The sequence below is a fragment of the Micromonospora sp. NPDC049274 genome (genome assembly GCF_040678875.1).
Classification (GTDB): domain Bacteria; phylum Actinomycetota; class Actinomycetes; order Mycobacteriales; family Micromonosporaceae; genus Micromonospora.
Genome location: NZ_JBFAQS010000027.1, coordinates 35,286 through 57,525 on the forward strand (window position 1 = coordinate 35,286; position 22,240 = coordinate 57,525).

At 70.9% G+C, this 22,240-nt stretch carries 21 protein-coding genes; 7 read left to right on the forward strand and 14 right to left on the reverse strand.

Annotated elements, in window-relative coordinates:
* The 6 genes from AB0K10_RS31645 to AB0K10_RS31670 all read right to left on the reverse strand — a co-directional run bounded on the left by AB0K10_RS31645 (position 1) and on the right by AB0K10_RS31670 (position 5,883).
* Positions 1-1,305, reverse strand: coding sequence for a cysteine desulfurase (locus AB0K10_RS31645; RefSeq protein WP_363689637.1), 1,305 nt, complete (start codon positions 1,303-1,305; stop codon positions 1-3).
* Positions 1,306-1,325: 20 nt separating this feature from the next.
* Positions 1,326-2,099 carry a Fe-S cluster assembly ATPase SufC gene (gene sufC / locus AB0K10_RS31650; RefSeq protein WP_151489655.1) on the reverse strand — a complete coding sequence of 258 codons (774 nt, stop codon included), beginning with the start codon at positions 2,097-2,099 and terminating at the stop codon, positions 1,326-1,328.
* Positions 2,099-2,425 carry a non-heme iron oxygenase ferredoxin subunit gene (locus AB0K10_RS31655; RefSeq protein ID WP_007462703.1) on the reverse strand — a complete coding sequence of 109 codons (327 nt, stop codon included), beginning with the start codon at positions 2,423-2,425 and terminating at the stop codon, positions 2,099-2,101. The genes sufC and AB0K10_RS31655 overlap by 1 nt, the downstream gene beginning before the upstream one ends.
* Positions 2,425-3,567 (reverse strand): Fe-S cluster assembly protein SufD, encoded by a 1,143-nt coding sequence (gene sufD / locus AB0K10_RS31660; protein WP_363689639.1) that lies wholly within the window; start codon positions 3,565-3,567, stop codon positions 2,425-2,427. Before sufD ends, AB0K10_RS31655 begins: the two co-directional genes overlap by 1 nt.
* 91 nt (positions 3,568-3,658) lie before the next feature.
* Positions 3,659-5,089: a Fe-S cluster assembly protein SufB gene (gene sufB / locus AB0K10_RS31665; RefSeq protein WP_363689641.1), complete on the reverse strand. Its 1,431-nt coding sequence runs from the start codon at positions 5,087-5,089 to the stop codon at positions 3,659-3,661.
* The gene (locus tag AB0K10_RS31670; protein ID WP_363689643.1) at positions 5,086-5,883 is read right to left on the reverse strand and encodes a transcriptional regulator; all 798 of its coding nucleotides are present in this window, start codon (positions 5,881-5,883) and stop codon (positions 5,086-5,088) included. Before AB0K10_RS31670 ends, sufB begins: the two co-directional genes overlap by 4 nt.
* A 98-nt stretch (positions 5,884-5,981) precedes the next feature.
* Between AB0K10_RS31670 and AB0K10_RS31675 the strand changes: the two genes are divergently transcribed.
* A complete protein-coding gene (locus tag AB0K10_RS31675; RefSeq protein WP_363689645.1) occupies positions 5,982-6,944 on the forward strand; it encodes a COX15/CtaA family protein in 963 nt (320 codons plus the stop codon).
* A 121-nt stretch (positions 6,945-7,065) separates the two neighbouring features.
* Here AB0K10_RS31675 and AB0K10_RS31680 read toward each other — a convergent pair whose 3' ends face one another.
* The 3 genes from AB0K10_RS31680 to AB0K10_RS31690 form a co-directional block, all read right to left on the reverse strand.
* Positions 7,066-7,986 (reverse strand): hypothetical protein, encoded by a 921-nt coding sequence (locus AB0K10_RS31680; RefSeq protein ID WP_363689647.1) that lies wholly within the window; start codon positions 7,984-7,986, stop codon positions 7,066-7,068.
* A 14-nt stretch (positions 7,987-8,000) separates the two neighbouring features.
* A complete protein-coding gene (locus AB0K10_RS31685; protein WP_363689649.1) occupies positions 8,001-8,336 on the reverse strand; it encodes a hypothetical protein in 336 nt (111 codons plus the stop codon).
* A gap of 285 nt (positions 8,337-8,621) precedes the next feature.
* Positions 8,622-9,575: a heme o synthase gene (locus tag AB0K10_RS31690; RefSeq protein WP_363689651.1), complete on the reverse strand. Its 954-nt coding sequence runs from the start codon at positions 9,573-9,575 to the stop codon at positions 8,622-8,624.
* 265 nt (positions 9,576-9,840) lie between these two features.
* Here AB0K10_RS31690 and tkt point away from each other — a divergent pair, with 265 nt between their 5' ends.
* The 6 genes from tkt to pgl all read left to right on the forward strand — a co-directional run bounded on the left by tkt (position 9,841) and on the right by pgl (position 18,308).
* Positions 9,841-11,979, forward strand: a complete 2,139-nt coding sequence (gene tkt / locus AB0K10_RS31695) for a transketolase (RefSeq protein ID WP_363689653.1) — start codon at positions 9,841-9,843, stop codon at positions 11,977-11,979.
* A 15-nt stretch (positions 11,980-11,994) separates the two neighbouring features.
* Positions 11,995-13,170 carry a transaldolase gene (tal, locus tag AB0K10_RS31700; RefSeq protein ID WP_363689655.1) on the forward strand — a complete coding sequence of 392 codons (1,176 nt, stop codon included), beginning with the start codon at positions 11,995-11,997 and terminating at the stop codon, positions 13,168-13,170.
* A gap of 34 nt (positions 13,171-13,204) precedes the next feature.
* Complete coding sequence (locus tag AB0K10_RS31705) at positions 13,205-14,854, forward strand: glucose-6-phosphate isomerase (protein WP_363689657.1); 1,650 nt, start codon at positions 13,205-13,207, stop codon at positions 14,852-14,854.
* A 2-nt stretch (positions 14,855-14,856) separates the two neighbouring features.
* Positions 14,857-16,410: a glucose-6-phosphate dehydrogenase gene (gene zwf / locus AB0K10_RS31710; RefSeq protein ID WP_363689686.1), complete on the forward strand. Its 1,554-nt coding sequence runs from the start codon at positions 14,857-14,859 to the stop codon at positions 16,408-16,410.
* A complete protein-coding gene (locus tag AB0K10_RS31715) occupies positions 16,407-17,423 on the forward strand; it encodes a glucose-6-phosphate dehydrogenase assembly protein OpcA (RefSeq protein ID WP_363689659.1) in 1,017 nt (338 codons plus the stop codon). Before zwf ends, AB0K10_RS31715 begins: the two co-directional genes overlap by 4 nt.
* A 114-nt stretch (positions 17,424-17,537) precedes the next feature.
* Positions 17,538-18,308 carry a 6-phosphogluconolactonase gene (pgl, locus tag AB0K10_RS31720; RefSeq protein WP_007462731.1) on the forward strand — a complete coding sequence of 257 codons (771 nt, stop codon included), beginning with the start codon at positions 17,538-17,540 and terminating at the stop codon, positions 18,306-18,308.
* A gap of 37 nt (positions 18,309-18,345) precedes the next feature.
* Here pgl and AB0K10_RS31725 read toward each other — a convergent pair whose 3' ends face one another.
* The 5 genes from AB0K10_RS31725 to gap all read right to left on the reverse strand — a co-directional run bounded on the left by AB0K10_RS31725 (position 18,346) and on the right by gap (position 22,180).
* Complete coding sequence (locus AB0K10_RS31725; protein ID WP_007462733.1) at positions 18,346-18,690, reverse strand: RNA polymerase-binding protein RbpA; 345 nt, start codon at positions 18,688-18,690, stop codon at positions 18,346-18,348.
* Positions 18,691-18,829: 139 nt separating this feature from the next.
* A complete protein-coding gene (gene secG, locus AB0K10_RS31730) occupies positions 18,830-19,090 on the reverse strand; it encodes a preprotein translocase subunit SecG (protein WP_007462735.1) in 261 nt (86 codons plus the stop codon).
* A 95-nt stretch (positions 19,091-19,185) separates the two neighbouring features.
* On the reverse strand, positions 19,186-19,977 hold the full coding sequence (tpiA, locus tag AB0K10_RS31735) for a triose-phosphate isomerase (RefSeq protein ID WP_363689662.1): 792 nt from the start codon (positions 19,975-19,977) through the stop codon (positions 19,186-19,188).
* Positions 19,978-19,979: 2 nt separating this feature from the next.
* Positions 19,980-21,179: a phosphoglycerate kinase gene (locus AB0K10_RS31740; protein ID WP_363689664.1), complete on the reverse strand. Its 1,200-nt coding sequence runs from the start codon at positions 21,177-21,179 to the stop codon at positions 19,980-19,982.
* Positions 21,176-22,180 carry a type I glyceraldehyde-3-phosphate dehydrogenase gene (gap, locus tag AB0K10_RS31745; protein WP_363689666.1) on the reverse strand — a complete coding sequence of 335 codons (1,005 nt, stop codon included), beginning with the start codon at positions 22,178-22,180 and terminating at the stop codon, positions 21,176-21,178. The genes AB0K10_RS31740 and gap overlap by 4 nt, the downstream gene beginning before the upstream one ends.
* Between the last annotated feature and the right edge of the window lie 60 nt (positions 22,181-22,240).

The window sequence follows — 22,240 nt, forward strand, 5'->3', positions numbered from 1 at the left end:
TCAGTCGAACACCTTCCGCACCTGCTCCAGACCGCCCACCAGAGCGTCGATCTCCTCGGTGGTGGTGTAGAGGTAGAACGAGGCCCGGGTCATCGCCGGGACGCCGAACCGGCTGCACACCGGCTTGGCACAGTGGTGGCCCACCCGCACCTGCACGCCGAGCGAGTCGAGCACCTGACCCACGTCGTGCGGGTGCACGTCACCCAGCGCGAACGAGATGGTGCCGCCCCGGCCGATCGGCACGGTCGGGCCGAAGATCCGCAGGTCCGGCACCGTGGCGAGGGCGTCCAGCGCGTACGCCGTCAGCTCCTTCTCGTGCCACTGGATGGCAGGCATGCCGATCCCGGTCAGGTAGTCCACCGCCGCGCCGAGCGCGACCGCCTCGGCGATCGGCGGGGTGCCGGCCTCGAACCGGGCCGGCGGCGCGGCGAACGTCGAGCGGGCCATGGTGACCGTCTCGATCATCGAACCGCCGCCGAAGACCGGCGGCATGGCCGCCAGCAGCTCGCCCCGGCCCCAGAGCACACCGATGCCTGTCGGGCCGAGCATCTTGTGCCCGGTGAAGACGATGTAGTCGGCGTCCAGGTCGACCACGTCGATGGGCAGGTGCGGCACCGACTGCGAGCAGTCCAGCAGCAGCAGCGCGCCGACCTCGCGGACCCGCGCGGTGATCCGCGAGGTCGCGTTGACCGTGCCGAGGATGTTCGACATGTGCACCAGCGAGACGATCTTCGTCCGTTCGGTGACCAGGTCCTCCAGGCCCGACTCGTCCAGCCGCCCCTGGTCGGTGACCGGGAACCAGCGCAGGGTCGCGCCGGTCCGCTCGCAGAGCAGCTGCCACGGAACGATGTTGGAGTGGTGCTCCATCTCGGAGATCACCACCTCGTCGCCCGGGCCGAGCCGGAACCGCGGGTCGCCGTCCGCGCGCAGCGAGGCGTTGGAGAAGGCGTACGCCACGATGTTGATCGCCTCGGTGGAGTTCTTGGTGAACACCACCTCGTCGACGCTCGGCGCGTGAATGAACGCGGCGATCTTCGCCCGCGCCCCCTCGTACGCCTCGGTGGCCTCGGTGCCCAATGTGTGCACCGAGCGCGACACGTTGGCGTTGTGCCGCGCGTAGTGCTCGTCGAGCACGTCGAGCACTTGGCGGGGCTTGTGCGAGGTGTTGGCGCTGTCGAGGTAGACCAGCGGGTGCCCGTTGATCTCCCGATCGAGGATCGGGAAGTCGGCGCGCACCCGGGCCACGTCGAAACGCGGCACGTCGTCGTACTGCGGCATCCCTGACGGGATCGCGATGCTGGTCATCTCGGCAGCGCCTCTCCCGCTCAGGCCTTGGCCGTGCCGGCCCCGGCGGCGTACCGCTCGTAGCCCTCGGCCTCGAGCTTGTCGGCCAGCTCCGGGCCGCCCTGCTCGACGATCCGGCCGGCCACGAAGACGTGCACGAAGTCCGGCTTGATGTAGCGCAGGATCCGCGTGTAGTGGGTGATCAGCAGCACGCCTGTGTCACCGGTGTCGCGGACCCGGTTGACGCCCTCGCTGACCACGCGCAGCGCGTCGACGTCGAGGCCGGAGTCGGTCTCGTCGAGGATCGCGATCTTCGGCTTGAGCAGCTCCAGCTGGACGATCTCGTGCCGCTTCTTCTCGCCACCGGAGAAGCCCTCGTTGACGTTGCGCTGGGCGAACGCCGGGTCCATCTGGAGGCGCTCCATCGCGCCGCGCAGCTCGCCGCCCCAGGTGCGCAGCTTCGGCGCCTCGCCGTCGATGGCGGTCTTGGCGGTACGCAGGAAGTTCGCCACCGAGACGCCGGGCACCTCGACCGGGTACTGCATGGCCAGGAAGAGGCCGGCGCGGGCGCGCTCGTCGACGGTCATGGCCAGCACGTCCTCGCCGTCGAGGGTCACCGAGCCGCCGGTGATCTCGTACTTGGGGTGGCCGGCGATCGAGTACGCCAGGGTGGACTTGCCGGACCCGTTCGGGCCCATGATCGCGTGGGTCTCGCCCGACTTCACGGTCAGGTCGACGCCGGCCAGGATCGGCTTGAGCTCACCCTCGGGCAGCTTGACCGACACCTTCAGGTCGCGGATCTCCAGGGTGCTCATTATCGGGTCACTCCATTACTCGGCGTCAGGCTGAGGTAGATGTCGCCGTCGCGGACTTCGACGGGGTAGACGGGTACGGGTTCGGTGGCCGGCAGGCCGCTCGGCGCGCCGGTGCGCAGGTCGAAGCGCGAGCCGTGCAGCCAGCACTCCAGCGTGCAGCCGTCGACCTCACCCTCGGAGAGGGCGACCGCGGCGTGCGAGCACTCGTCGTAGGCGGCGTAGAACTCGCCGTCCTCGCCGTGCACCAGGGCGATCGGGGTGCCGTCGACATCCGCGCTGATCGCGGTGCCCTTCGGCACGTCCTCGGTGGAGCAGATCCGGATCATCAGGCGCCGGTCCTGGAGAGGCGCGCCTCGATGGCGTCGCCGAGGCGCTCGCGCAGCGACTCCACCGGGATCTTGTTGATCACCTCGGCGAAGAAGCCGCGGACCACCAGACGGCGGGCCTCACCCTCCGGGATGCCCCGGGCCATCAGGTAGAACAACTGCTCGTCGTCGAAGCGGCCGGTCGCGCTGGCGTGGCCGGCGCCGGCGATCTCGCCGGTCTCGATCTCCAGGTTGGGTACGGAGTCCGCCCGCGCGCCGTCGGTGAGCAGCAGGTTCCGGTTGATCTCGTACGTGTCGGTGCCGGTCGCCTCGGCCCGGATCAGCACGTCACCCACCCAGACGGTGTGCGCGTCCGCGCCCTGCAGGGCGCCCCGGTAGCCGACGTAGCTGCGGCAGTCCGGCACGGAGTGGTCGACGAGCTGGCGGTGCTCCAGGTGCTGCCCGCCGTCGGCGAAGTAGACGCCGTACAGCTCGGCCTCGCCGCCCCGGCCCGTGTACTCCACGCTTGTGAACTGGCGCACCAGGTCACCGCCCAGGCTCACCTGGACGTGCGTCACACGGGCGTCCCGACCGAGCTTGATCTTGAGGTGCTGGGCCTGCACGGCGTCCGGCGCCCAGTCGGCCACGGTGACCAGGGTCAGCTTGGCCCCGTCGCCCACCGACACCTCGACGTTGTCGGCAAGGGTCGCCGAGCCGACGTGCTCCAGCACCAGCGTCAGCTCCGCGAATCGGCCCACCTCGACGAAGGTGTGCCCGAAGGCCAGGCCCTCGCCGCCGTCGCCGACCACCCGCACGCTCACCGGCGCGCCCACCACGACATCGCTCGCCACCGAGAGCAGCAGCGCCTGCCCGGCGCCGCCGTACGCGAGCGCGCTGACCCGGTCGACCGGGGTGAGCACGCTGCCCACCCGCGGGTCGTCGGTGCCGATGCGCTCGATGGCGACGCCCTCGGGCAGATCGCCGTACTCGTGCCGGACCGTGCCGGTGCCGGCCTGCGGCTCGCCCGCGAGGCCGCGCAGCCGCTTGAGCGGGGTGAAACGCCACTCCTCCTCCAGGCCGGTGAGGGCCGGGAAGTCGGCGACGTCGTACGAGCGCAGCGCCTGCGACTTGGTGCTGGGCGGCGCGGAAGCCTGGGTAGTCATGTCTTCCTTGGTCTGTCTGTTCCGTGGCGACGAGGGTGGGGCAGGGTGCGGGCGGGCCGAGGTTCCGGCCCGCCCCGCGGGAGCGGCGGCGTCAGCCGACCGCGCCCTCCATCTGAAGCTCGATCAGGCGGTTCAGCTCCAGGGCGTACTCCATCGGGAGCTCCTTGGCAATCGGCTCGATGAAGCCGCGCACGATCATGGCCATCGCCTCGTCCTCGCTCAGGCCCCGGCTCATCAGGTAGAAGAGCTGGTCGTCGCTGATCTTGGAGACGGTCGCCTCGTGCCCCATCGACACGTCGTCCTCACGGATGTCGACGTACGGGTACGTGTCCGAGCGGGAGATGGTGTCGACAAGCAGCGCGTCGCACTTGACAGTGCTCCGGCTGTGGTGCGAACCCTCCAGCACCTGCACCAGACCCCGGTACGAGGTGCGGCCTCCGCCACGGGCGATCGACTTGGAGATGATGGTCGAGGAGGTGTGCGGCGCGGCGTGCACCATCTTGGCGCCCGCGTCCTGGTGCTGGCCCTCGCCGGCCATCGCCACCGAGAGCACCTCGCCCTTGGCGTGCTCGCCGGTCATGTAGACCGCCGGGTACTTCATGGTCACCTTGGAGCCGATGTTGCCGTCGACCCACTCCATGGTCGCGCCCTCGTGGCAGACGGCGCGCTTGGTGACCAGGTTGTAGACGTTGTTCGACCAGTTCTGGATGGTCGTGTAGCGGCAGCGCGCGTTCTTCTTGACGATGATCTCCACGACCGCGCTGTGCAGCGAGTCGGAGGAGTACATCGGCGCGGTGCAGCCCTCGACGTAGTGCACGTACGCGCCCTCGTCGACGATGATCAGCGTCCGCTCGAACTGGCCCATGTTCTCCGTGTTGATCCGGAAGTAGGCCTGCAGCGGGATGTCCACGTGCACGCCCTTCGGCACGTAGATGAACGAGCCGCCGGACCACACGGAGGTGTTCAGAGCGGCGAACTTGTTGTCGCCGACCGGGATCACCGTGCCGAAGTACTCCTTGAAGACGTCCTCGTGCTCGCGCAGCGCGGTGTCGGTGTCCAGGAAGAGAACACCCTGCTCCTCAAGGTCCTCACGGATCTTGTGGTAGACGACCTCGGACTCGTACTGCGCCGCGACACCGGCGACCAGCCGCTGCTTCTCCGCCTCCGGGATGCCCAGCCGGTCGTAGGTGTTCTTGATGTCCTCGGGCAGGTCCTCCCAGCTGGTGGCCTGCTTCTCGGTGGACCGCACGAAGTACTTGATGTTGTCGAAGTCGATCCCGGTGAGGTCCGCGCCCCAGGCCGGCATCGGCTTGCGGCCGAACAGCCGCAGACCCTTCAGGCGCAGGTCGAGCATCCAGGCCGGCTCGTTCTTCTTGGCCGAGATGTCCCGCACCACCGCCTCGTTGATGCCGCGCTGGGCGACCGCCCCGGCGGCGTCCGGGTCGGACCAGCCGTACTCGTAGCGACCCAGGGCGGCGAGCTGCTCTTCCTGGGTCAGGGGCTGGACGATCTGCTCGGTCATCTATCTGTCCTCACAGTGGTGACGGGATTACCGGATTGGGCGCGGCCCGGCTGGGTCGGGATGTGCGTGGTGCACACCCCGTCGCCGTGCGCGATGGTGGCCAGGCGCTGCACGTGGGTGCCGACCAGACGGGAGATCACCGCGGTCTCGGCCTCGCACAGCTGGGGAAACTCGGCGGCCACGTGCGCCACCGGGCAGTGGTGCTGGCAGAGCTGGCCGCCGGAGGCGATCGTGGTCGCGTTGGCAGCGTAACCCTCGGCGGTGAGCGCTCCGGCGAGTGCCTCAGCCCGCGCCAGGGGCTCGTCGCCGGCGTCCTCCATGGCGGCACGGCAGCGCGACTCCAGCGCGGACACCTGCTCGGCGGCGAACGCCTCGACAGCGTCCGGACCGCCGCTTCGGGCGATCCAGCGCAGTGCGGCGGTGGCCATGTTGTCGTAGTGGTGCGTGCCACAGCGGACACGGGCCGCCTCGGTCAGCACGAACACCTTGGCCGGACGCCCCCGGCCGCGGCTGCCCTGCACCGTCTGCTCGCGGGCGACGACGTCACCGTCGGCGAGCATCGCGTCCAGGTGCCGGCGGATCGCCGCCGGGCTCAGGCCGAGCGCCAGGCCGAGCTGCGCGGCGGTGGTCGCGCCCCGCTCCAGCAGCAGCTGGGTGACGCGGTCCCGGGTCGAGGTCTCGGTGACGGTGCCGCCGAGGGTCGGCGCCGGGGCCCCGACGAGGGCGGACGCGGACGCGCCGACGGCCGGGACAGCCGTCGACTGGTGCCCGGAGAGCGCCGCCGCGTTTTTCACAACGCCAACGTTACGTAATTACCTCAACGGTCGCAAACCCGGGCCCCGGTGATCCGAACCACCGACCCGGCGGAGTCGGACGAACCTCGATCACTACGGTGCGTAGGATTTGCGCCGTGAACCGCATCGTCCGCCCGGTCTCCGGCACCCTGCTGCGCCGCCTCGCGCTCGCCTCGATCATCGCGAACGTCGGCATCGTCGTCACCGGCGGGGCGGTCCGGCTGACCGCGTCGGGCCTCGGCTGCCCCACCTGGCCCCGGTGCACCGACGACTCGTACGTCACCACCCCCGAGATGGGTGTGTACGGGGTGATCGAGTTCAGCAACCGGCTGCTGACCTTCGCGGTGGGCCTGATCGCGCTGGCCACCGTGCTGGCCGTGCTGGCACACCGGCCGCGCCGCCGCGGGCTGCTGACCCTCGCCGTCGCCGTCTTCCTGGGCATCCCCGCCCAGGCGGTGATCGGTGGCATCACGGTGCTCACCAACCTCAACCCGTGGGTGGTCGGGCTGCACTTCCTCGCCTCGATGGCGGTGATCGCGGCCGCGTACGCCCTCTGGCGGCGGGCCGCCGAACCGGACGGCCCGACGGTCGCGTCGGTGCCCACTCCCCTGCGCGCGCTGGCCCGGGTCACGACCGGCGTCGCCGTGGCGGTGCTGGTCGTCGGCACCTGGGTCACCGGCAGCGGCCCGCACGCCGGGGACCACGGCGCGGCCCGCAACGGGCTCGACCCGGAGTCGATCTCCCAGGTCCACGCCGACGTCGTCTTCCTGCTGATCGGCCTGTCCGTGGCGTTGATCTTCGCGTTCCGCGCGGTGGGAGCGGCCCGGGCCACCCGGGCCGCCGTCGTCCTGCTCGCGGTGGAGCTGGGTCAGGGGCTCATCGGCTTCGTGCAGTACTTCACCCACGTGCCGGCGATCCTGGTCGGCGCGCACATGCTCGGCTCGTGCCTGGTGCTGCTGGCCGCGCTGTCGGTGCAGTGGTCGACAGGCGAACGCCGCCCGGTCACCCCGGCGCCCCAGACCACCGCAGCCGACGTCGAGGCCGTCCCCGTCACCGCCTGACGCCCCGCGCTGCGCGGGCCGCCGGTGTGGCGTGATCGACTCGGATTCCCGGAAGTCGGTCCATCGGGCGGGCCCGGACACCGCGACTTCACGGAAACCGAGTCGATCACGCCGCACCTGGTCAGGCGCGGCGGGCCAGGTGGGTGGCGATCGCGGCAGCGAGGCGGTCGGGTGCGCCGTCGGCGTACCCGACGAAGAGCGACGGCTCCGTCAGCTCCAGTTCGACAAGGACCGGGGCGCCGTCCGGGCCAGGGATCAGGTCGACCCGGGCGTAGAGGAGTTGACGCGTGCCGCCGGGCACCGCGCCGAGGGTCTTCTCGGCGACCGCGAGCTGTTCGGGTCGGGCGGTACGAGAGGTGATCTCCTCGGCCTTGTAGAGCCCGTCCGGGCCGAGGTCCGGGCCGGTCAACATCGGGCCCTTGCGGATGGCGTGGCTGTACGCGAGCCCGTCCGGGCCGGCCAGGAAGAGCAGCGCGGTCTCGCCCTCGCTGTCGACGGCGCTCAGGTACGGCTGGAGCATTGTCGTCCGGCCGGCGGCGGAGAGCCGGCGAACGTGGGCGGCGGCCAGATCGCGGTGCTCGGGGTCGGCCAGGTCGTACCGGCCGGTGTCCTGGCTGCCGGCGCTGACCGAGGGCTTGAGCACGTACTCGCCGTTGTCGGCGGGCGGCGACCAGGTCTGCCCGGGCTCGACCCAGGACGTCGGCACGGTCGGCACCCCGACGGCGCTCAGCTCGGCCAGGTAGCGCTTGTCGGTGTTCCACCGGACCACGTCGGCCGGGTTCACAAGCGTCGGCACTGTTGCCGCCCAGGCGACGAACTCGTCGCGGCGCAGGGCGTAGTCCCACGGTGAGCGGAGCACGACCAGGTCGTACGAGGACCAGTCGACGCCCGCGTCGTCCCAGACGACCGCCTCGGCGGCGATCCCCCGGGCGGTGAGCGGCTCGAGGACGAGGCGGTCGTCGGGGTCGAGGTCGACCAGCTCGGCGCAGGTGACGAGAGCGACCCGGGGTTCCCCCCGGGTCGACTGGTGGTGGTCGGTCAATTCAACTGTCTATCTCAACGGGCCATCGTGCGCCGGGCCATCGACCGCCAGAGGTCGTTGCTCGGTCGCATCTGGTCCATCAGTTCACGCTCCCAGGCGTTCTCGACGGTGACTCCCGCCTTGGCGCACGCCTCCCGGGCGGTGACGGTGTCCTCGGCGAACTGGTCGCCCCACTCACCGTCGGCGCCCACGAGGACGATCCGTGCGCCGCGCTTACCGACGTACTCGATGACCGCCTTCGCGCCGCCGTGCTCGGCGGCGAACGACTTGAGACCCGCGACCAAGCCGTGCGGGGCCTGCTCGCCGGCGGTCTGCTCGGCCGTCAGCGTCGTATCGGAACCTTCTGCCATGACGCGAAGCCTAAGCAGAGTTGCACTCGCGCGGGCGAGAACCATGAACCTTTTGTGATGCCAATTACCTAGAGGTTTACGGAAGACGACAGCCAACCTGCCCGGTTATATCCGGACTTTTCCGTACTAACCACTCGGCCAAATGCCGCTCGGCCGCTGCAGGTTGAGTCGATCCGACTCATGCCGAAAGTTACTCTGATGTGACGTTAAACCCGGACAACTCATCCATGTCCATGATTAGCCGGTCGAATTCCGCCGGCGTGCGTGGGAAACCCGCGACGGGCGTCAGATCAACGCGTCGAGCGCGACGGCCACGAAGACGATCGTCAGGTACGTCGTCGACCAGTGGAACAGCCGCATCGGCTTGACCGCCTCACCACGCGTCGCCCGCCGGCAGAGCCGGTGCGCCTCGACAAGGAAGACGGCGCCCACCACAAGCGTCGGCACCCCGTAGATCGCGCTGAGACCCAGCGGCCAGACCGCGAGGGAGGTGAGCACGGTGAGCCAGGCGAAGATCAGGATCTCGGCGTTCACCCGCCGGACGGAGGCCACCACGGGCAGCATCGGGATGCCGGCGCGGGCGTAGTCGTCCTTGTACTTCATCGCGAGGGGGTAGAAGTGCGGCATCTGCCAGAAGAAGACGACCGCGAACAGCCCCCAGGCCGCCGGGGCCAGCCCGCCGGTGACCGCCGCCCATCCGATGAGCACCGGAGCGGCCCCGCAGGCGCCTCCCCAGAACGTGTTCGTCGGGGTGGAGCGCTTGAGCCACAGCGTGTAGACGACGTCGTAGTAGACGATCGCGGCCAGGGTCAGCCCGGCGGCGAGCAGGTTGGTGAACGCCGCCATCAGGACGATCGAGATCGCCGCCAGCACCAGACCGAAGACGAGCGCGTTACGCGGCGAGACCGTGTGCGCCGGCAACGGGCGTCGCTTGGTCCGCCGCATCAACTGGTCGATGTCCCGGTCGATGTAGCAGTTGAGCACGCTTGCCGCACCCGCTGCGAGCGAGCCACCGATGAGCACCACGGCCATCAGCCACAGCGACGGCAGGCCCCCGTCGGCGAGCATCATCGCCGGGATGGTGGTGACCAGCAGCAACTCGACGATGCGCGGCTTGGTGAGCGCCACGTACGCCGAGAGGATCGCGCGCACGTCCCGCCGCGCCACCGGACCCTCGGCCGCCCGCGCCGGAGGCTGCCCGGCGGGGTTGCTCGCGGGGCGCTCGGTGATCATGCTCACGGATTGCCACCTTCCGGCATTGGCACGGGGAGATCGAGTCGGCGGGGCCCGCTCGGGGACCGCACACCGACCCACACACTACGCGTTGTCGTTTTGGCTGCCCGGCCGACCCGACAACGGTGCGGGCCGTCACACCACCGGGTTGAACGACTGGGCGCAGAGTCACGTACCGCACACCATGCGGAGATCCCCGGGCGGACGTTTAGTCGCGCTCGATAGGGTCATCAGTGAGGGTTCCGCCCATCTGCCGAGGAGCACAACCATCGTGGCTGCCAACCGACCCGAGCACTCCGAACTCAACTGGTCCGACCTCGATCGCCGGGCTGTCGACACCGTCCGCGTCCTGGCCATGGATGCCGTCGAGAAATCCGGCAACGGCCACCCGGGCACCGCGATGAGTCTGGCGCCCGCGGCCTATCTTCTCTTCAACCGGGTCATGCGGCACAACCCGGCCGACCCGAACTGGCCCGGCCGGGACAGGTTCGTGCTCTCCGCCGGCCACTCCAGCCTGACCCTCTACATCCAGCTCTTCCTGTCCGGCTACCCGCTGAGCCTGGAGGACCTGAAGTCGCTGCGGCAGTGGGGCTCGATGACCCCGGGTCACCCGGAGCACGGTCACACGCCGGGCGTGGAGACCACCACCGGCCCGCTCGGGCAGGGCCTGGGCAACGCGGTCGGCATGGCGATGGCGGCCCGTCGCGAGCGTGGCCTGTTCGACCCGGAGGCCGAGCCGGGCGCGTCGGTCTTCGACCACAACATCTGGTGCATCGTCTCCGACGGTGACATCGAGGAGGGCATCAGCCACGAGGCCAGCGCCCTCGCCGGGCACCAGCAGCTGGGCAACCTCACGGTGGTCTACGACGACAACGAGATCTCGATCGAGGACGACACCCGCATCGCCAAGAGCGAGGACGTCGCGGCCCGCTACGAGGCGTACGGCTGGCACGTGCAGACCGTCGACTGGCGCAGCGGGGACGCCGACCAGGGTGACTACCACGAGGACGCCGAGGCGCTGTACCGCGCGCTGGTGGCCGCCAAGGCGGAGACCGGTCGCCCCTCCTTCATCGCCCTGCGCACCATCATCGGCTGGCCCGCCCCCAACAAGCAGAACACCGGCAAGATCCACGGCTCGGCGCTCGGCGCCGACGAGGTGAAGGCCACCAAGCGGATCCTCGACTTCGACCCGGAGCAGACCTTCCAGGTCGACGAGGAGGTGCTCGCGCACGCCCGCAACGTGATGGGCCGCGGCTCCGACGCCGAGCAGCAGTGGACGAGCGCGTTCGACGCCTGGAAGAAGGCCAACCCGGAGCGCACCGCGCTCTACGAGCGGATGGCCGGCCGGGTGCTGCCGGACGGCTGGACCGACGCGCTGCCGGTCTTCCCCGCCGACGCCAAGGGTGTCGCCACCCGGGCCGCCTCGGGCAAGGTGCTGGAGGCGCTCGCGCCGGTGCTCCCGGAGCTGTGGGGCGGCTCGGCCGACCTGGCCGAGAGCAACAACACCACCATGAAGGGCGAGCCGTCGTTCATCCCGGCCTCCCACGCCACCAAGGACTTCCCCGGCCACGAGTACGGCCGCACCCTGCACTTCGGCATCCGTGAGCACGCCATGGGCGCGGTCCTCAACGGCATCGCGCTGCACGGCGGCACCCGCCCGTACGGCGGCACCTTCCTGGTCTTCAGCGACTACATGCGCCCGTCGGTGCGGCTGGCCGCGTTGATGAAGCTGCCGGTGACGTACGTCTGGACGCACGACTCGATCGGCCTGGGCGAGGACGGCCCGACCCACCAGCCGGTGGAGCACCTGACCGCGCTGCGCGCCATCCCGGGCCTGGACGTGGTCCGCCCGGCGGACGCCAACGAGACGGCGTGGGCCTGGCGGCAGGCGCTGGTGCACACCGACCGGCCGACGGCGCTGGCGCTGAGCCGCCAGCCGCTGCCGACCCTGGACCGGGACGTCCTGGGCGGCGCGGACGGCGTGGCCAAGGGCGGCTACGTGCTGGCCGAGGCGTCCAACGGCAAGCCCCAGGTGATCATCGTCGGCACCGGCTCCGAGGTGCAGCTCTGCCTGACCGCCCGGGAGCGGCTGGAGGCCGACGGCACCCCGACCCGGGTCGTCTCGATGCCCTGCCAGGAGTGGTTCTACGAGCAGGATGAGGCATACCGGGAGTCGGTGCTCCCGCGCGGGGTAAAGGCACGGGTAAGCGTGGAGGCCGGGATCGCCATGTCCTGGCGTGGCATCGTCGGTGACCTCGGCGAGAGCGTCAGCCTGGAGCACTACGGGGCGAGCGCCCCGCACACCGTGCTCTTCGAGCAGTTCGGGTTCACTCCCGACCGGATCGTGGCGGCGGCACACGCCTCGCTGGCCCGGGTGGGCGACATCACCGGTTTCACGACCGGCAACTGAGGGAGCGTGGACGGCATGACGGACAAGCTGAATGAGCTCACCGCCGCGGGTGTGGCGGTCTGGCTCGATGATCTTTCCCGAGTACGTTTGAGCTCCGGCGGGCTGGACCAGCTCCGCCGTGAGAAGCACGTCGCGGGCGTGACCACCAACCCGACGATCTTCGCAAAGGCGTTGAGCGACGCGGACGAGTACAACTGGCAGCTGCACGACCTCGCCACCCGTGGCGTGGACGTGGAAGAGGCCGTGCGGATGCTCACCACGTACGACGTGCGGTGGGCCTGTGACGTGATGCGTCCGTCGTACGACGGCAGCGAGGGCGTCGACGGCCGGGTCTCCATCGAGGTGGACCCGCGCAGCGCACACGACGCGGACAAGACGGTGGCCGAGGCCAAGGCCCTGTGGTGGCTTGTCGACCGCCCCAACCTCTACATCAAGATCCCGGCCACCGAGGAGGGCCTGTCGGCGATCACCGACACCCTCGCCGAGGGCATCAGCGTCAACGTGACGCTGATCTTCGGTCTGGACCGCTACTCGGCCGTGATGGAGGCGTTCCTCGCCGGTCTGGAGCAGGCCAAGGCCAACGGTCACGACCTGTCGAAGATCGGCTCGGTGGCGTCCTTCTTCGTCTCCCGCGTCGACTCCGAGGTCGACAAGAGGCTCGAGAAGATCGGCTCCGACGAGGCCAAGGCCCTGAAGGGCAAGGCCGCCGTCGCCAACGCCCAGCTGGCGTACGAGCGCTACACCGAGGTCTTCTCCTCCGACCGCTGGAAGGCACTCGCCGCCGCCGGCGCACACCCGCAGCGGCCGCTGTGGGCCTCCACCTCGACGAAGAACCCGGACTACCGGGACGTGATCTACGTCGAGGAGCTGATCGCGCCCGGCACGGTCAACACCATGCCGGAGTCGGTCATCCACGCGTACGCCGATCATGGCGAGACCCGCGGCGACACCGTCACCGGCGCCTACGACGCGGCCCGCAAGGTCTTCGCGGACCTGGAGTCGGTCGGGGTGGACATGGACGACGTGATCGCCACCCTGGAGCGCGAGGGCGTGGAGAAGTTCGAGGCGAGCTGGCAGGAGCTGCTCGACGGCGTCCGCAAGTCGCTGGAGGCGGCGGCGAAGGGCAAGGGCGCGCCGAACAAGGCCGCCAAGAGCAACGCCAAGGGTGCCGAGAAGGCGGGTGGCGCGTGAGCGAGCCAATCAGCGAGCGAAGTGGAGTGGCCGCATGAGTGACCTTCTCGCAGGACCGGTGGAGGCTGCCGCCGGCCTCGCCGTCTACGGCGCGGACGCGGTCGACAAGTCCGCGCCCGCCTCGACCAGGGAGGCGCTGGTCAAGGCCGACGTCCCGAGCAAGCTGGCCGCCAAGGACGCGGGCCTGTGGGGTCCGGACGCCGAAGCCGAGGCGAAGGTCCGGCTCGGTTGGGTGGACACCCACCGGCGCAGCCGGGAGTTGCTGGCGCAGTTGGCCGAGCTGAAGGCCGAGCTGGCCGACCTGGACCACGTGGTGCTCGCCGGGATGGGCGGCTCGTCGCTCGCCCCCGAGGTGATCACGCGGACCCTGGGCCGGCCGCTGACCGTGCTGGACACCACCGACCCGGGTCAGGTCCGGGCGGCCCTCGGTGACCGGCTGGAGCGCACCGTGGTGGTGGTCGCCAGCAAGTCCGGCTCGACGGTGGAGACCGACAGCCACCGGCGCGCCTACTGGCAGGCGTTCCTGGACGCCGGGATGACCGAGGCGGAGGCCGGCCGGCACTTCGTCATCGTCACCGACCCGGGCTCGCCGCTGGAGACGACAGCGGCCGAGATGGGCGCGTTCACAGTGCTCGCCGACCCGAACGTGGGCGGCCGGTACTCGGCGCTCACCGCGTTCGGCCTGGTGCCCTCGGCGCTGGCCGGCGTCGAGGTCGCCGAGCTCCTCGACCAGGCCGACGCGCTGTCCGAGTCGCTCGCCGGAGACCGCGACAACCCGGCGCTGGCGTTGGGCGCCGCGCTGGGCGCCGCGGCCACGCTGGCCCGCGACAAGGTCGCCCTGGTGTCCGACGGCACCGGCATCGACGGCCTGGGCGACTGGGCCGAGCAGTTGATCGCCGAGTCGACAGGCAAGGCCGGGGTCGGCATCCTGCCCGTCGTGGTCGAGTCCCCGCAGAGCCCCGGCGCCACCGGTCCGGACGTGTTGACAGTCAGCTACGGCGGCGCGTTGACCGCCGGTGACGTGCCGGGCGGCGGCGCCGACCCGGACGTGGCAGTCAACGGCCCGCTCGGCGCGCAGTTCCTCGCCTGGGAGTACGCCACGGCGGTGGCCGGCGTGGTGCTCGGCATCGACCCGTTCAACCAGCCGAACGTCACCGAGTCCAAGGAGAACACCAACAAGATCCTGGCCTCGGGCCTGCCGGCGGAGACGCCGTCGTTCACCGAGGGCGCGATCGAGGTGTACGCGCCGCAGGGCGCACCCGGTGACCTGGCCGGCGTGCTGCGCTGGCTGCTCGACGGTCTCGGCGACGACGGTTACCTCGCGGTGATGGCGTACCTGGACCGCTTCGCCGACGCCGACGCGGCCCGGCTGCGGCCGCTGCTGGCCGGCGCGTCCGGCCGCCCGGTCACCTTCGGCTGGGGGCCGCGGTTCCTGCACTCCACCGGGCAGTACCACAAGGGCGGCCCGCAGGTGGGCAGCTACCTGCAGGTGACCGGCGCGGTCACCGAGGACCTGGCGGTGCCGGGCAAGCCGTACACCTTCGGTGAGCTGCAGGCGGCACAGGCCGCCGGCGACCGGCAGGCCCTCGCGGGTCGGGAGCGGCCGCTGCTGCGGTTGCACCTGACCGACCGGGCAGCCGGCGTCGCCCAACTACTCGACGCGGCCGGTGAGCTGCGGGCGTGAGGATGGACGCTGTGACAGAAGCGGAGCGAGGAGGCGGTTCGGTGAACCCGCTGCGCGACCCGCAGGACCGCCGGTTGCCCCGGATCCCCGAGCCGTGCGCTCTGGTGATCTTCGGGGTGACCGGCGACCTGGCCCGCAAGAAGCTGCTGCCCGCGGTCTACGACCTGGCGAACCGGGGGCTGCTGCCGCCCGGTTTCGTAGTGCTCGGCTTCGCCCGCCGCGACTGGGGTGACGGCGACTTCGAGACCCTCGCGTGCGAGGCGGCCCGCAAGCACGCCCGCACCCCGTGGCGGGACGAGGTCTGGGCACGGTTGGCCGGCAACATCAAGTTCGTCGGCGGGTCGTTCGACGACGACGCGGCGTTCGACCAGCTCGCCTCGACGCTTGACGACCTGCGGCAGACCCACGGCATCGCCGGCAATGCGGCGTTCTACTTCTCCATCCCCCCGGCCGCGTTCCCCGTCGTGCTCAAGCAACTGGCGCGCACCGGGATGGCCGACAACGAGAAGTCCGGCGGCTGGCGCCGGGTGGTGGTGGAGAAGCCCTTCGGCAACGACCTGCCGTCGGCGAAGGCGCTCAACGACCTCGTCGACGACGTGTTCACCCGCGAGGACGTCTTCCGGATCGACCACTACCTGGGCAAGGAGACCGTTCAGAACATCCTGGCGCTGCGGTTCGCCAACAACCTGTTCGAGCCGCTGTGGAACTCCAAGTACGTCGACTCGGTGCAGATCACCATGGCCGAGGACGTCGGCATCGGCAGTCGCGCCGGCTTCTACGACACCGTCGGCACCGCCCGCGACGTGTTGCAGAACCACCTGCTGCAACTCCTGGCCCTGGTGGCGATGGAGGAGCCGACCAGCTTCGACGCCGACGAGATCCGCGCCGAGAAGCTGAAGGTGCTCAAGGCGATCACCCTGCCGAAGGACGTGGCCCGGGACACCGTCCGCGGCCAGTACCTGCCCGGCTGGGTGGGCGGCGAACGCGCGGTCGGCTACCGGGAGGAGCAGGACGTCCCCGCCGACTCCACGACGGAGACGTACGTGGCGGTGCGGCTGGGCATCCAGAACCGGCGCTGGGCCGAGGTGCCGTTCTACATCCGGGCCGGCAAGCGGCTGCCCCGGCGGGTCACCGAGGTCGCCATCATGTTCAAGAAGGCGCCGCACCTGCCGTTCAACGACGCCGACATGGAGTCGCTGGGCAACAACCAGCTCGTCATCCGGGTGCAGCCGGACGAGGGCGTGGTGCTCAAGTTCGGCTCGAAGGTGCCCGGCACCACCATGGAGGTCCGCGACATCGCGATGGACTTCCAGTACGGCGAGGCGTTCACGGAGTCCAGCCCCGAGGCGTACGAGCGGCTGGTGCTGGACGTGCTGATCGGGGACCGGACCCTGTTCCCGGACGCGGCAGAGGTCGAGCAGAGCTGGCAGGTGATCGACCCGCTGGAGCACGCCTGGGAGGGCACCACGCCGGAGCCGTACCGCGCCGGTGAGTGGGGGCCGCGGGCGGCCGACGAGATGCTGGCCCGCGAGGGCCGCGCTTGGAGAAGAGCATGATCGGGCTGTGGGACACCACCGGCAACGAGGTGGTCAAGGCGCTGGCCGCCGAGCGGCGCAGCGCCGGTGGTGTGGCCAGCGGCATGGCACTCACCCTCATCGTGGTGGTGGACGAGAAGCGGGTCCGGGAGGCGGAGGCGGCGGCGACCATCGCCGCCGCCGCCCACCCGTGCCGGCTGGTGGTGGTGGTCCGCTCCGACATCGAGCGGGAACGCAACCGGCTGGACGCGGAGATCGTTGTCGGTGGCCGGCTCGGCCCCTGCGAGGCGGTGGTCACCCGGATGTACGGGCGACTCGCCCTGCACGCCGAGTCGGTGGTGATGCCGCTGCTGGTGCCGGACGTGCCGGTGGTCACCTGGTGGCACGGCGAGCCGCCGGCGGAGATCGCCACCGACTTCCTCGGGGTGGTCGCCGACCGCAGGATCACCGACTCGGCGCAGGCCGCCGATCCGGTGGAGGCGCTGCGGCAGCGTGCCCGGGACTACGCCCCGGGCGACACGGACCTCGCCTGGACCCGGATCACCCCGTGGCGGACCCTTGTCGCGGGGGCGTTCGACACCGCCAGTGAGCAGGTTGTCGAGGCGACGGTCGTCGCGCCACCGAGCGACCCGACGGCGGCGCTGATGGTCGGTTGGCTGTCCAGCCGGCTCGGCATCACCCCGCACAAGGTGGACACCGACGAGTTCCCCCGGATGCGGGAGGTGCGGTTGAGCTGTGCCAACGGCGACCAGCTGACGCTGACCCGCGAGGACAGCATGGCGGTGTTCCGCCGTACCGGCCAGGACGACAGGGCCCTGCCGTTGGTCCGTCGGCCGCTCGGCGACGAGCTGGCCGAGGAGCTGCGTCGGCTGGACGCCGACCAGGTGTACGCGGAGGCTCTCGGCGCGACCGCCGGCCTGCGGGGTCTGGAACAGCGGCCCCCGCAGCGGGTGCACGTCTGGAAGGATCCGGCCACGGCCCAGCGCGCCGAGGCCGGGGTCACCGCGCACAGCGGCACGAGCGGCGAAAGCTGAGCAGCACCACACCCGAGGGCCGGGACGCCACGTCCCGGCCCTCACCGCCACCCCGGACGTCGCGTCCGGGCACGACGCGACAGCGACCGCCCAGCGGTCGGGAAGGCACAACCCATGAGTGAGGCGAGTGTCGCCGTCCACGCCGACGCCGACCTGCTGGCGCAGGCCGTGGCGGTCCGGTTGCTGGTGAAGTTGCTCGACGCCCAGGCCGACCGGGGCGAGGCCGCCATGGTGCTCACCGGTGGGCGGATCGCCGCGGCCGTCTACCGGGCGGTGGCGCAGTTGCCGGCCCGCGACGCGGTGGACTGGTCCCGCGTCGACGTGTGGTGGGGCGACGAGCGGTTCCTGCCCGCCGGCGACCCGGAGCGCAACGAGACCCAGGCCCGCGCCGCCCTGCTGGACGTGGTGCCGCTGGACCCGGCCCGGGTGCATCCCATGCCGGCCTCCGACGGCCCGGCCGGCAACGACCCCGAGGCGGCCGCAGCCGCGTACGCCGACGAGTTGGCTCGCGCCGCCCGACCCGGGCACGCCACGCTGCCGCACTTCGACGTGCTGATGCTGGGTGTCGGCGAGGACGGGCACGTGGCGTCGATCTTCCCCGAGCACCCGGTGCACTACGACACCCGCCCGTGCAGCGCGGTGCGGGGCAGCCCGAAGCCGCCGGCCGTGCGAACCACCCTCACCCTGCCGACGATCAACACCGCCGAGGAGGTCTGGCTGGTGGCCGGCGGCGCGGACAAGGCCCGCGCGGTGGGCATGGCGCTGGCCGGCGCCGGCCCGGTGCAGCTGCCGGCCGCCGGGGTGCACGGCGTGGACCGTACCCGCTGGCTGCTGGACCGCGCGGCGGCCGCCGACGTACCCGCCCGGCTGCGTAGCCTGCGCTGAGCGACGGGGAGGGACCTTCGTGGGTCCTTCCCCTCCCCTAACTTTCGCCCCGGCGACGGCGCAGCGCGGCGAGCGCCTCCGCCAGCAGAGCTTCGCCCTCCTCGGCGGTACGCCGCTCCTTCACGTACGCCAGGTGGCTCTTGTACGGCTCCGCGCGGACCCGCCCGGGCGGGTTCTGCGCGTCCGGTCCGGCGGGCAGCCCGCAGCGGGGACAGTCCCACAGCGGCGGCGCCGTGGCGTCGGCCGCGATCCTGATGTCGGTCCGGTGGTCGTTGCGACACCAGTAGGTGACGTCCTGTCGGGGTGCGGGTTGGTGCCGCTCGTCCGGGCGCATGGGTGCGGACCCGACGCGGGCGCCGCGGATGACGTTGCCACTTGGCACGGCTGCTCGCTCCTGTCGTCGGAGGGGACCCGCCACCGTCGGGGATGGGTGGCGGGCGACGCGGTGCAGCGGAGAAAGGACTGCGCGCGGCCCGTCGAGTGACGGACCGCGCGCAGATTGTACGACTTAGCGGGCCTGCTCAGGTGCCGCTGTTCATCTGGAGACGGAGCCAGAGCCCCAGCCCGACGATCGCCGCGAACCAGACGACACCCACCAGAACGGTGTAACGGTCCAGGTTCTTCTCGGCCACCGAGGAGCCGGCGAGGCTGGAGCTGACGCCACCGCCGAACATGCTCGACAACCCGCCGCCCTTACCGCGGTGCAGCAGGATGAGCATGGTGAGCAGGATGCTCGTGATGACCAGCAACACGATCAACGTGTATGCGAACCAGATCGGCATGGCTGGGGGCAGTCCTCTCGTAGCGATCCTCGCCCGGACAGGTCGGGCACGGCGGCACCGGCCGGTGGACGGGCGGTGTCCAGGATAGCGAGCGATCAGCGAGCGATGTGCTCGGGGAACCGGCAGATCTGCGCGAATTCTTCCGCGTCCAGGCTGGCGCCGCCCACCAGGCCCCCGTCCACGTCCGGCTGGGCCATGATCGAGGCGACGTTCGACGCCTTGACCGAGCCGCCGTAGAGGACCCGGACGGCGTCGGCGGTCTCCTGGTCGAGGCGCTGCGCCAACCGCTGGCGGACCGCCCCGCAGACCTCCTGGGCGTCCTCCGGCGTCGCGGTCTTGCCGGTGCCGATCGCCCAGACCGGCTCGTACGCGATGACGACCTGGCGCACCTGCTCGGGGGTGAGCCCGGCGAGGCCTCCGTCGAGCTGGTCGGAGCAGTGCGCCACGTGGGTGCCCTGCTCGCGGATGTCCAGCCCCTCCCCCACGCAGAGGATCGGGGTCAGGCCGTGCGTGAGCGCCGCCTTCACCTTCGCGTTGACCACCCCGTCGTCCTCGTGGTGGTAGGCCCGCCGCTCGGAGTGGCCGACCACCACGTACGTGCAGCCGAGCTTGGCGAGCATCGCGCCGGAGATGTCCCCGGTGTACGCGCCGGCGGCGTGCGGGGAGAGGTCCTGCCCGCCGTAGCCGATCAGCAGTTTGTCGCCGTCCACAGCCGTCTGCACGGTGCGCAGGTCGGTGAACGGCGGCAGCACGACCGTCTCGACCTCGGTGAGGTGCTTCTCGGTCAGGCTCGCGGCCAGCTTCTGCACGAGCAGGTTGGCCTCGAGGTGGTTGAGGTTCATCTTCCAGTTGCCGGCCATCAACGGCCGACGGGTCGTGCTCGCCATGCTCAGTTCTCCAGGGCCGCGATGCCGGGGAGGGTCTTGCCCTCCAGGTACTCCAGGGAGGCGCCGCCGCCGGTGGAGATGTGACCGAAGCTCGACTCGTCCAGCCCCAACGCCCGCACCGCCGCGGCGGAGTCGCCGCCACCGACGACGCTGAACGCGTCGGCCTTGGTGATCGCCTCGGCGATGCCCCGGGTGCCGGCCGCGAACGCCGCCATCTCGAACACACCCATCGGGCCGTTCCAGAAGATCGTCTTGGCCTGCGACAGGGCGGCGGCGAAGCCGGCGACCGTCTCCGGGCCGACGTCCAGGCCGAGCCGGTGGCTCGGGATGCCGTCGACGCGGACCGTGTCGTGCGCGGCGTCCGGGGCGAACGCGTCCGCGACCACCACGTCGACCGGGAGCATGATCTTGCCCTCGGACCGCTCCAGCAGGTTGCGGCAGGTCTCGACCATGTCCTTCTCCAGCAGCGAGGTGCCCACCTCCAGGCCCTGGGCCTTGAGGAAGGTGAAGCACATCCCGCCGCCGATGAGCAGCCGGTCGACGGTGGGCAGCAGGGCCTCGATCACCGCGAGCTTGTCGGAGACCTTGGACCCGCCGAGCACCACCACGTACGGCCGCTCGGGCTCGCTGGTCAGCTTGGAGAGCACCTCGACCTCGCGCAGCACCAGCCGGCCCGCCACGTGCGGCAGTCGCGCCGGCACGTCGTACACGCTTGCGTGCTTGCGGTGCACGGCGCCGAACGCGTCGTCGACGTACGCGTCGCCGAACGCGGCGAGCTGGTCGGCGAACGCGCCCCGCTCGGCCTCGTCCTTGCTGGTCTCACCGGCGTTGAAGCGCAGGTTCTCCAGCAGGGCGACCTGGCCGTCGGCCAGGTCGGCGACAGTGGAGCGGGCCGAGTCGCCGACCGTGTCGGTGGCGAAGCGCACCGGAGCGCCGAGCAGCTCACCCAGCCGGTCGGCGACCGGGCTCAGGCTGAACTGCGGGTCCGGAGCGCCCTTCGGGCGGCCCAGGTGCGAGCAGACGACCACCTTCGCGCCGGCCTCGACCAGCGCGCCGAGCGTCGGCAGCACCGCGCGGATCCGGCCGTCATCAGTGATGGCACCGGTCTGCTTGTCGAGCGGGACGTTCAGGTCGGCGCGCACCAGCACGCGCCGACCCGACACCCCCTCGGCGAGCAGGTCGTCGAGGGTCCGGATGCTCACAGCGACGAACCGACCAGCTTGACGAGGTCGACGAGCCGGTTGGAGTAGCCCCACTCGTTGTCGTACCAGCCGACGACCTTGACCTGGTTGCCGACCACCTTGGTCAGCGGCGCGTCGAAGATGCACGACGCCGGGTCGGTGACGATGTCGCTGGAGACGATCGGGTCCTCGTTGTAGACCAGGATGCCCTTGAGCGGGCCGTCCGCGGCGGCCTTCAACGCGGCGTTGACCTCGTCCACGGTGGTCTCGCGACCCACGTTGACGGTGAGGTCGGTGACCGAGCCGGTCGGGATCGGCACCCGCAGCGCGTACCCGTCGAGCTTGCCCTTCAGGTCCGGCAGGACGAGGCCGATGGCCTTCGCCGCGCCGGTCGAGGTCGGGACGATGTTCAGCGCGGCGGCCCGGGCCCGACGCAGATCCGAGTGCGGCGCGTCCTGCAGGTTCTGGTCCTGGGTGTACGCGTGGATCGTCGTCATCAGACCGTGCTGGATGCCGAACGTGTCGTGCAGGACCTTCGCCATCGGGGCGAGGCAGTTGGTGGTGCACGAGGCGTTGGAGATGATGGTGTGCTTCGCCGGGTCGTAGGTGTCGTGGTTGACACCCATGACGACGGTGACGTCCTCGTTCTTCGCCGGGGCGGAGATGATGACCTTCTTGGCCCCGCCGTCGACGTGCGCCTTCGCCTTGGTGGCGTCGGTGAAGAAGCCAGTCGACTCGATGACGACGTCGGCGCCGACCTCGCCCCACGGCAGTGCCGACGGGTCCCTCTCGGCGTACGCCTTGATGGTCTTGCCACCGACGGTGATCTCGTCGGCGGTGGCCTTGACCTCGTACGGCAGGCGGCCGAGGATGCTGTCGTACTTGAGCAGGTGGGCGAGCGTGGCGTTGTCGGTCAGGTCGTTCACCGCCACGACCTCGATGTCGGCGTCGGACGCCAGCACTGCCCGGAAGAAGTTACGGCCGATTCGGCCGAAGCCGTTGATGCCAACCCGGATGGTCACAGGTCCCATCTCCTCGCGTTCTGGTCCGCCGGCTGCAGACAACGCGCCGGCGGGAATGGT

Bases quoted from the DNA above. Each gene is read 5' to 3' on its own strand.
- AB0K10_RS31645 (WP_363689637.1), bottom strand. From the start codon at position 1,305: ATGACCAGCATCGCGATCCCGTCAGGGATGCCGCAGTACGACGACGTG.
- AB0K10_RS31655 (WP_007462703.1), bottom strand. From the start codon at position 2,425: ATGATCCGGATCTGCTCCACCGAGGACGTGCCGAAGGGCACCGCGATC.
- pgl (WP_007462731.1), top strand. From the start codon at position 17,538: ATGAGTGAGGCGAGTGTCGCCGTCCACGCCGACGCCGACCTGCTGGCG.
- secG (WP_007462735.1), bottom strand. From the start codon at position 19,090: ATGCCGATCTGGTTCGCATACACGTTGATCGTGTTGCTGGTCATCACG.
- sufD (WP_363689639.1), bottom strand. From the start codon at position 3,567: ATGACTACCCAGGCTTCCGCGCCGCCCAGCACCAAGTCGCAGGCGCTG.
- AB0K10_RS31715 (WP_363689659.1), top strand. From the start codon at position 16,407: ATGATCGGGCTGTGGGACACCACCGGCAACGAGGTGGTCAAGGCGCTG.
- zwf (WP_363689686.1), top strand. From the start codon at position 14,857: ATGGACGCTGTGACAGAAGCGGAGCGAGGAGGCGGTTCGGTGAACCCG.
- AB0K10_RS31705 (WP_363689657.1), top strand. From the start codon at position 13,205: ATGAGTGACCTTCTCGCAGGACCGGTGGAGGCTGCCGCCGGCCTCGCC.
- tal (WP_363689655.1), top strand. From the start codon at position 11,995: ATGACGGACAAGCTGAATGAGCTCACCGCCGCGGGTGTGGCGGTCTGG.
- sufB (WP_363689641.1), bottom strand. From the start codon at position 5,089: ATGACCGAGCAGATCGTCCAGCCCCTGACCCAGGAAGAGCAGCTCGCC.
- AB0K10_RS31685 (WP_363689649.1), bottom strand. From the start codon at position 8,336: ATGGCAGAAGGTTCCGATACGACGCTGACGGCCGAGCAGACCGCCGGC.
- sufC (WP_151489655.1), bottom strand. From the start codon at position 2,099: ATGAGCACCCTGGAGATCCGCGACCTGAAGGTGTCGGTCAAGCTGCCC.
- tpiA (WP_363689662.1), bottom strand. From the start codon at position 19,977: ATGGCGAGCACGACCCGTCGGCCGTTGATGGCCGGCAACTGGAAGATG.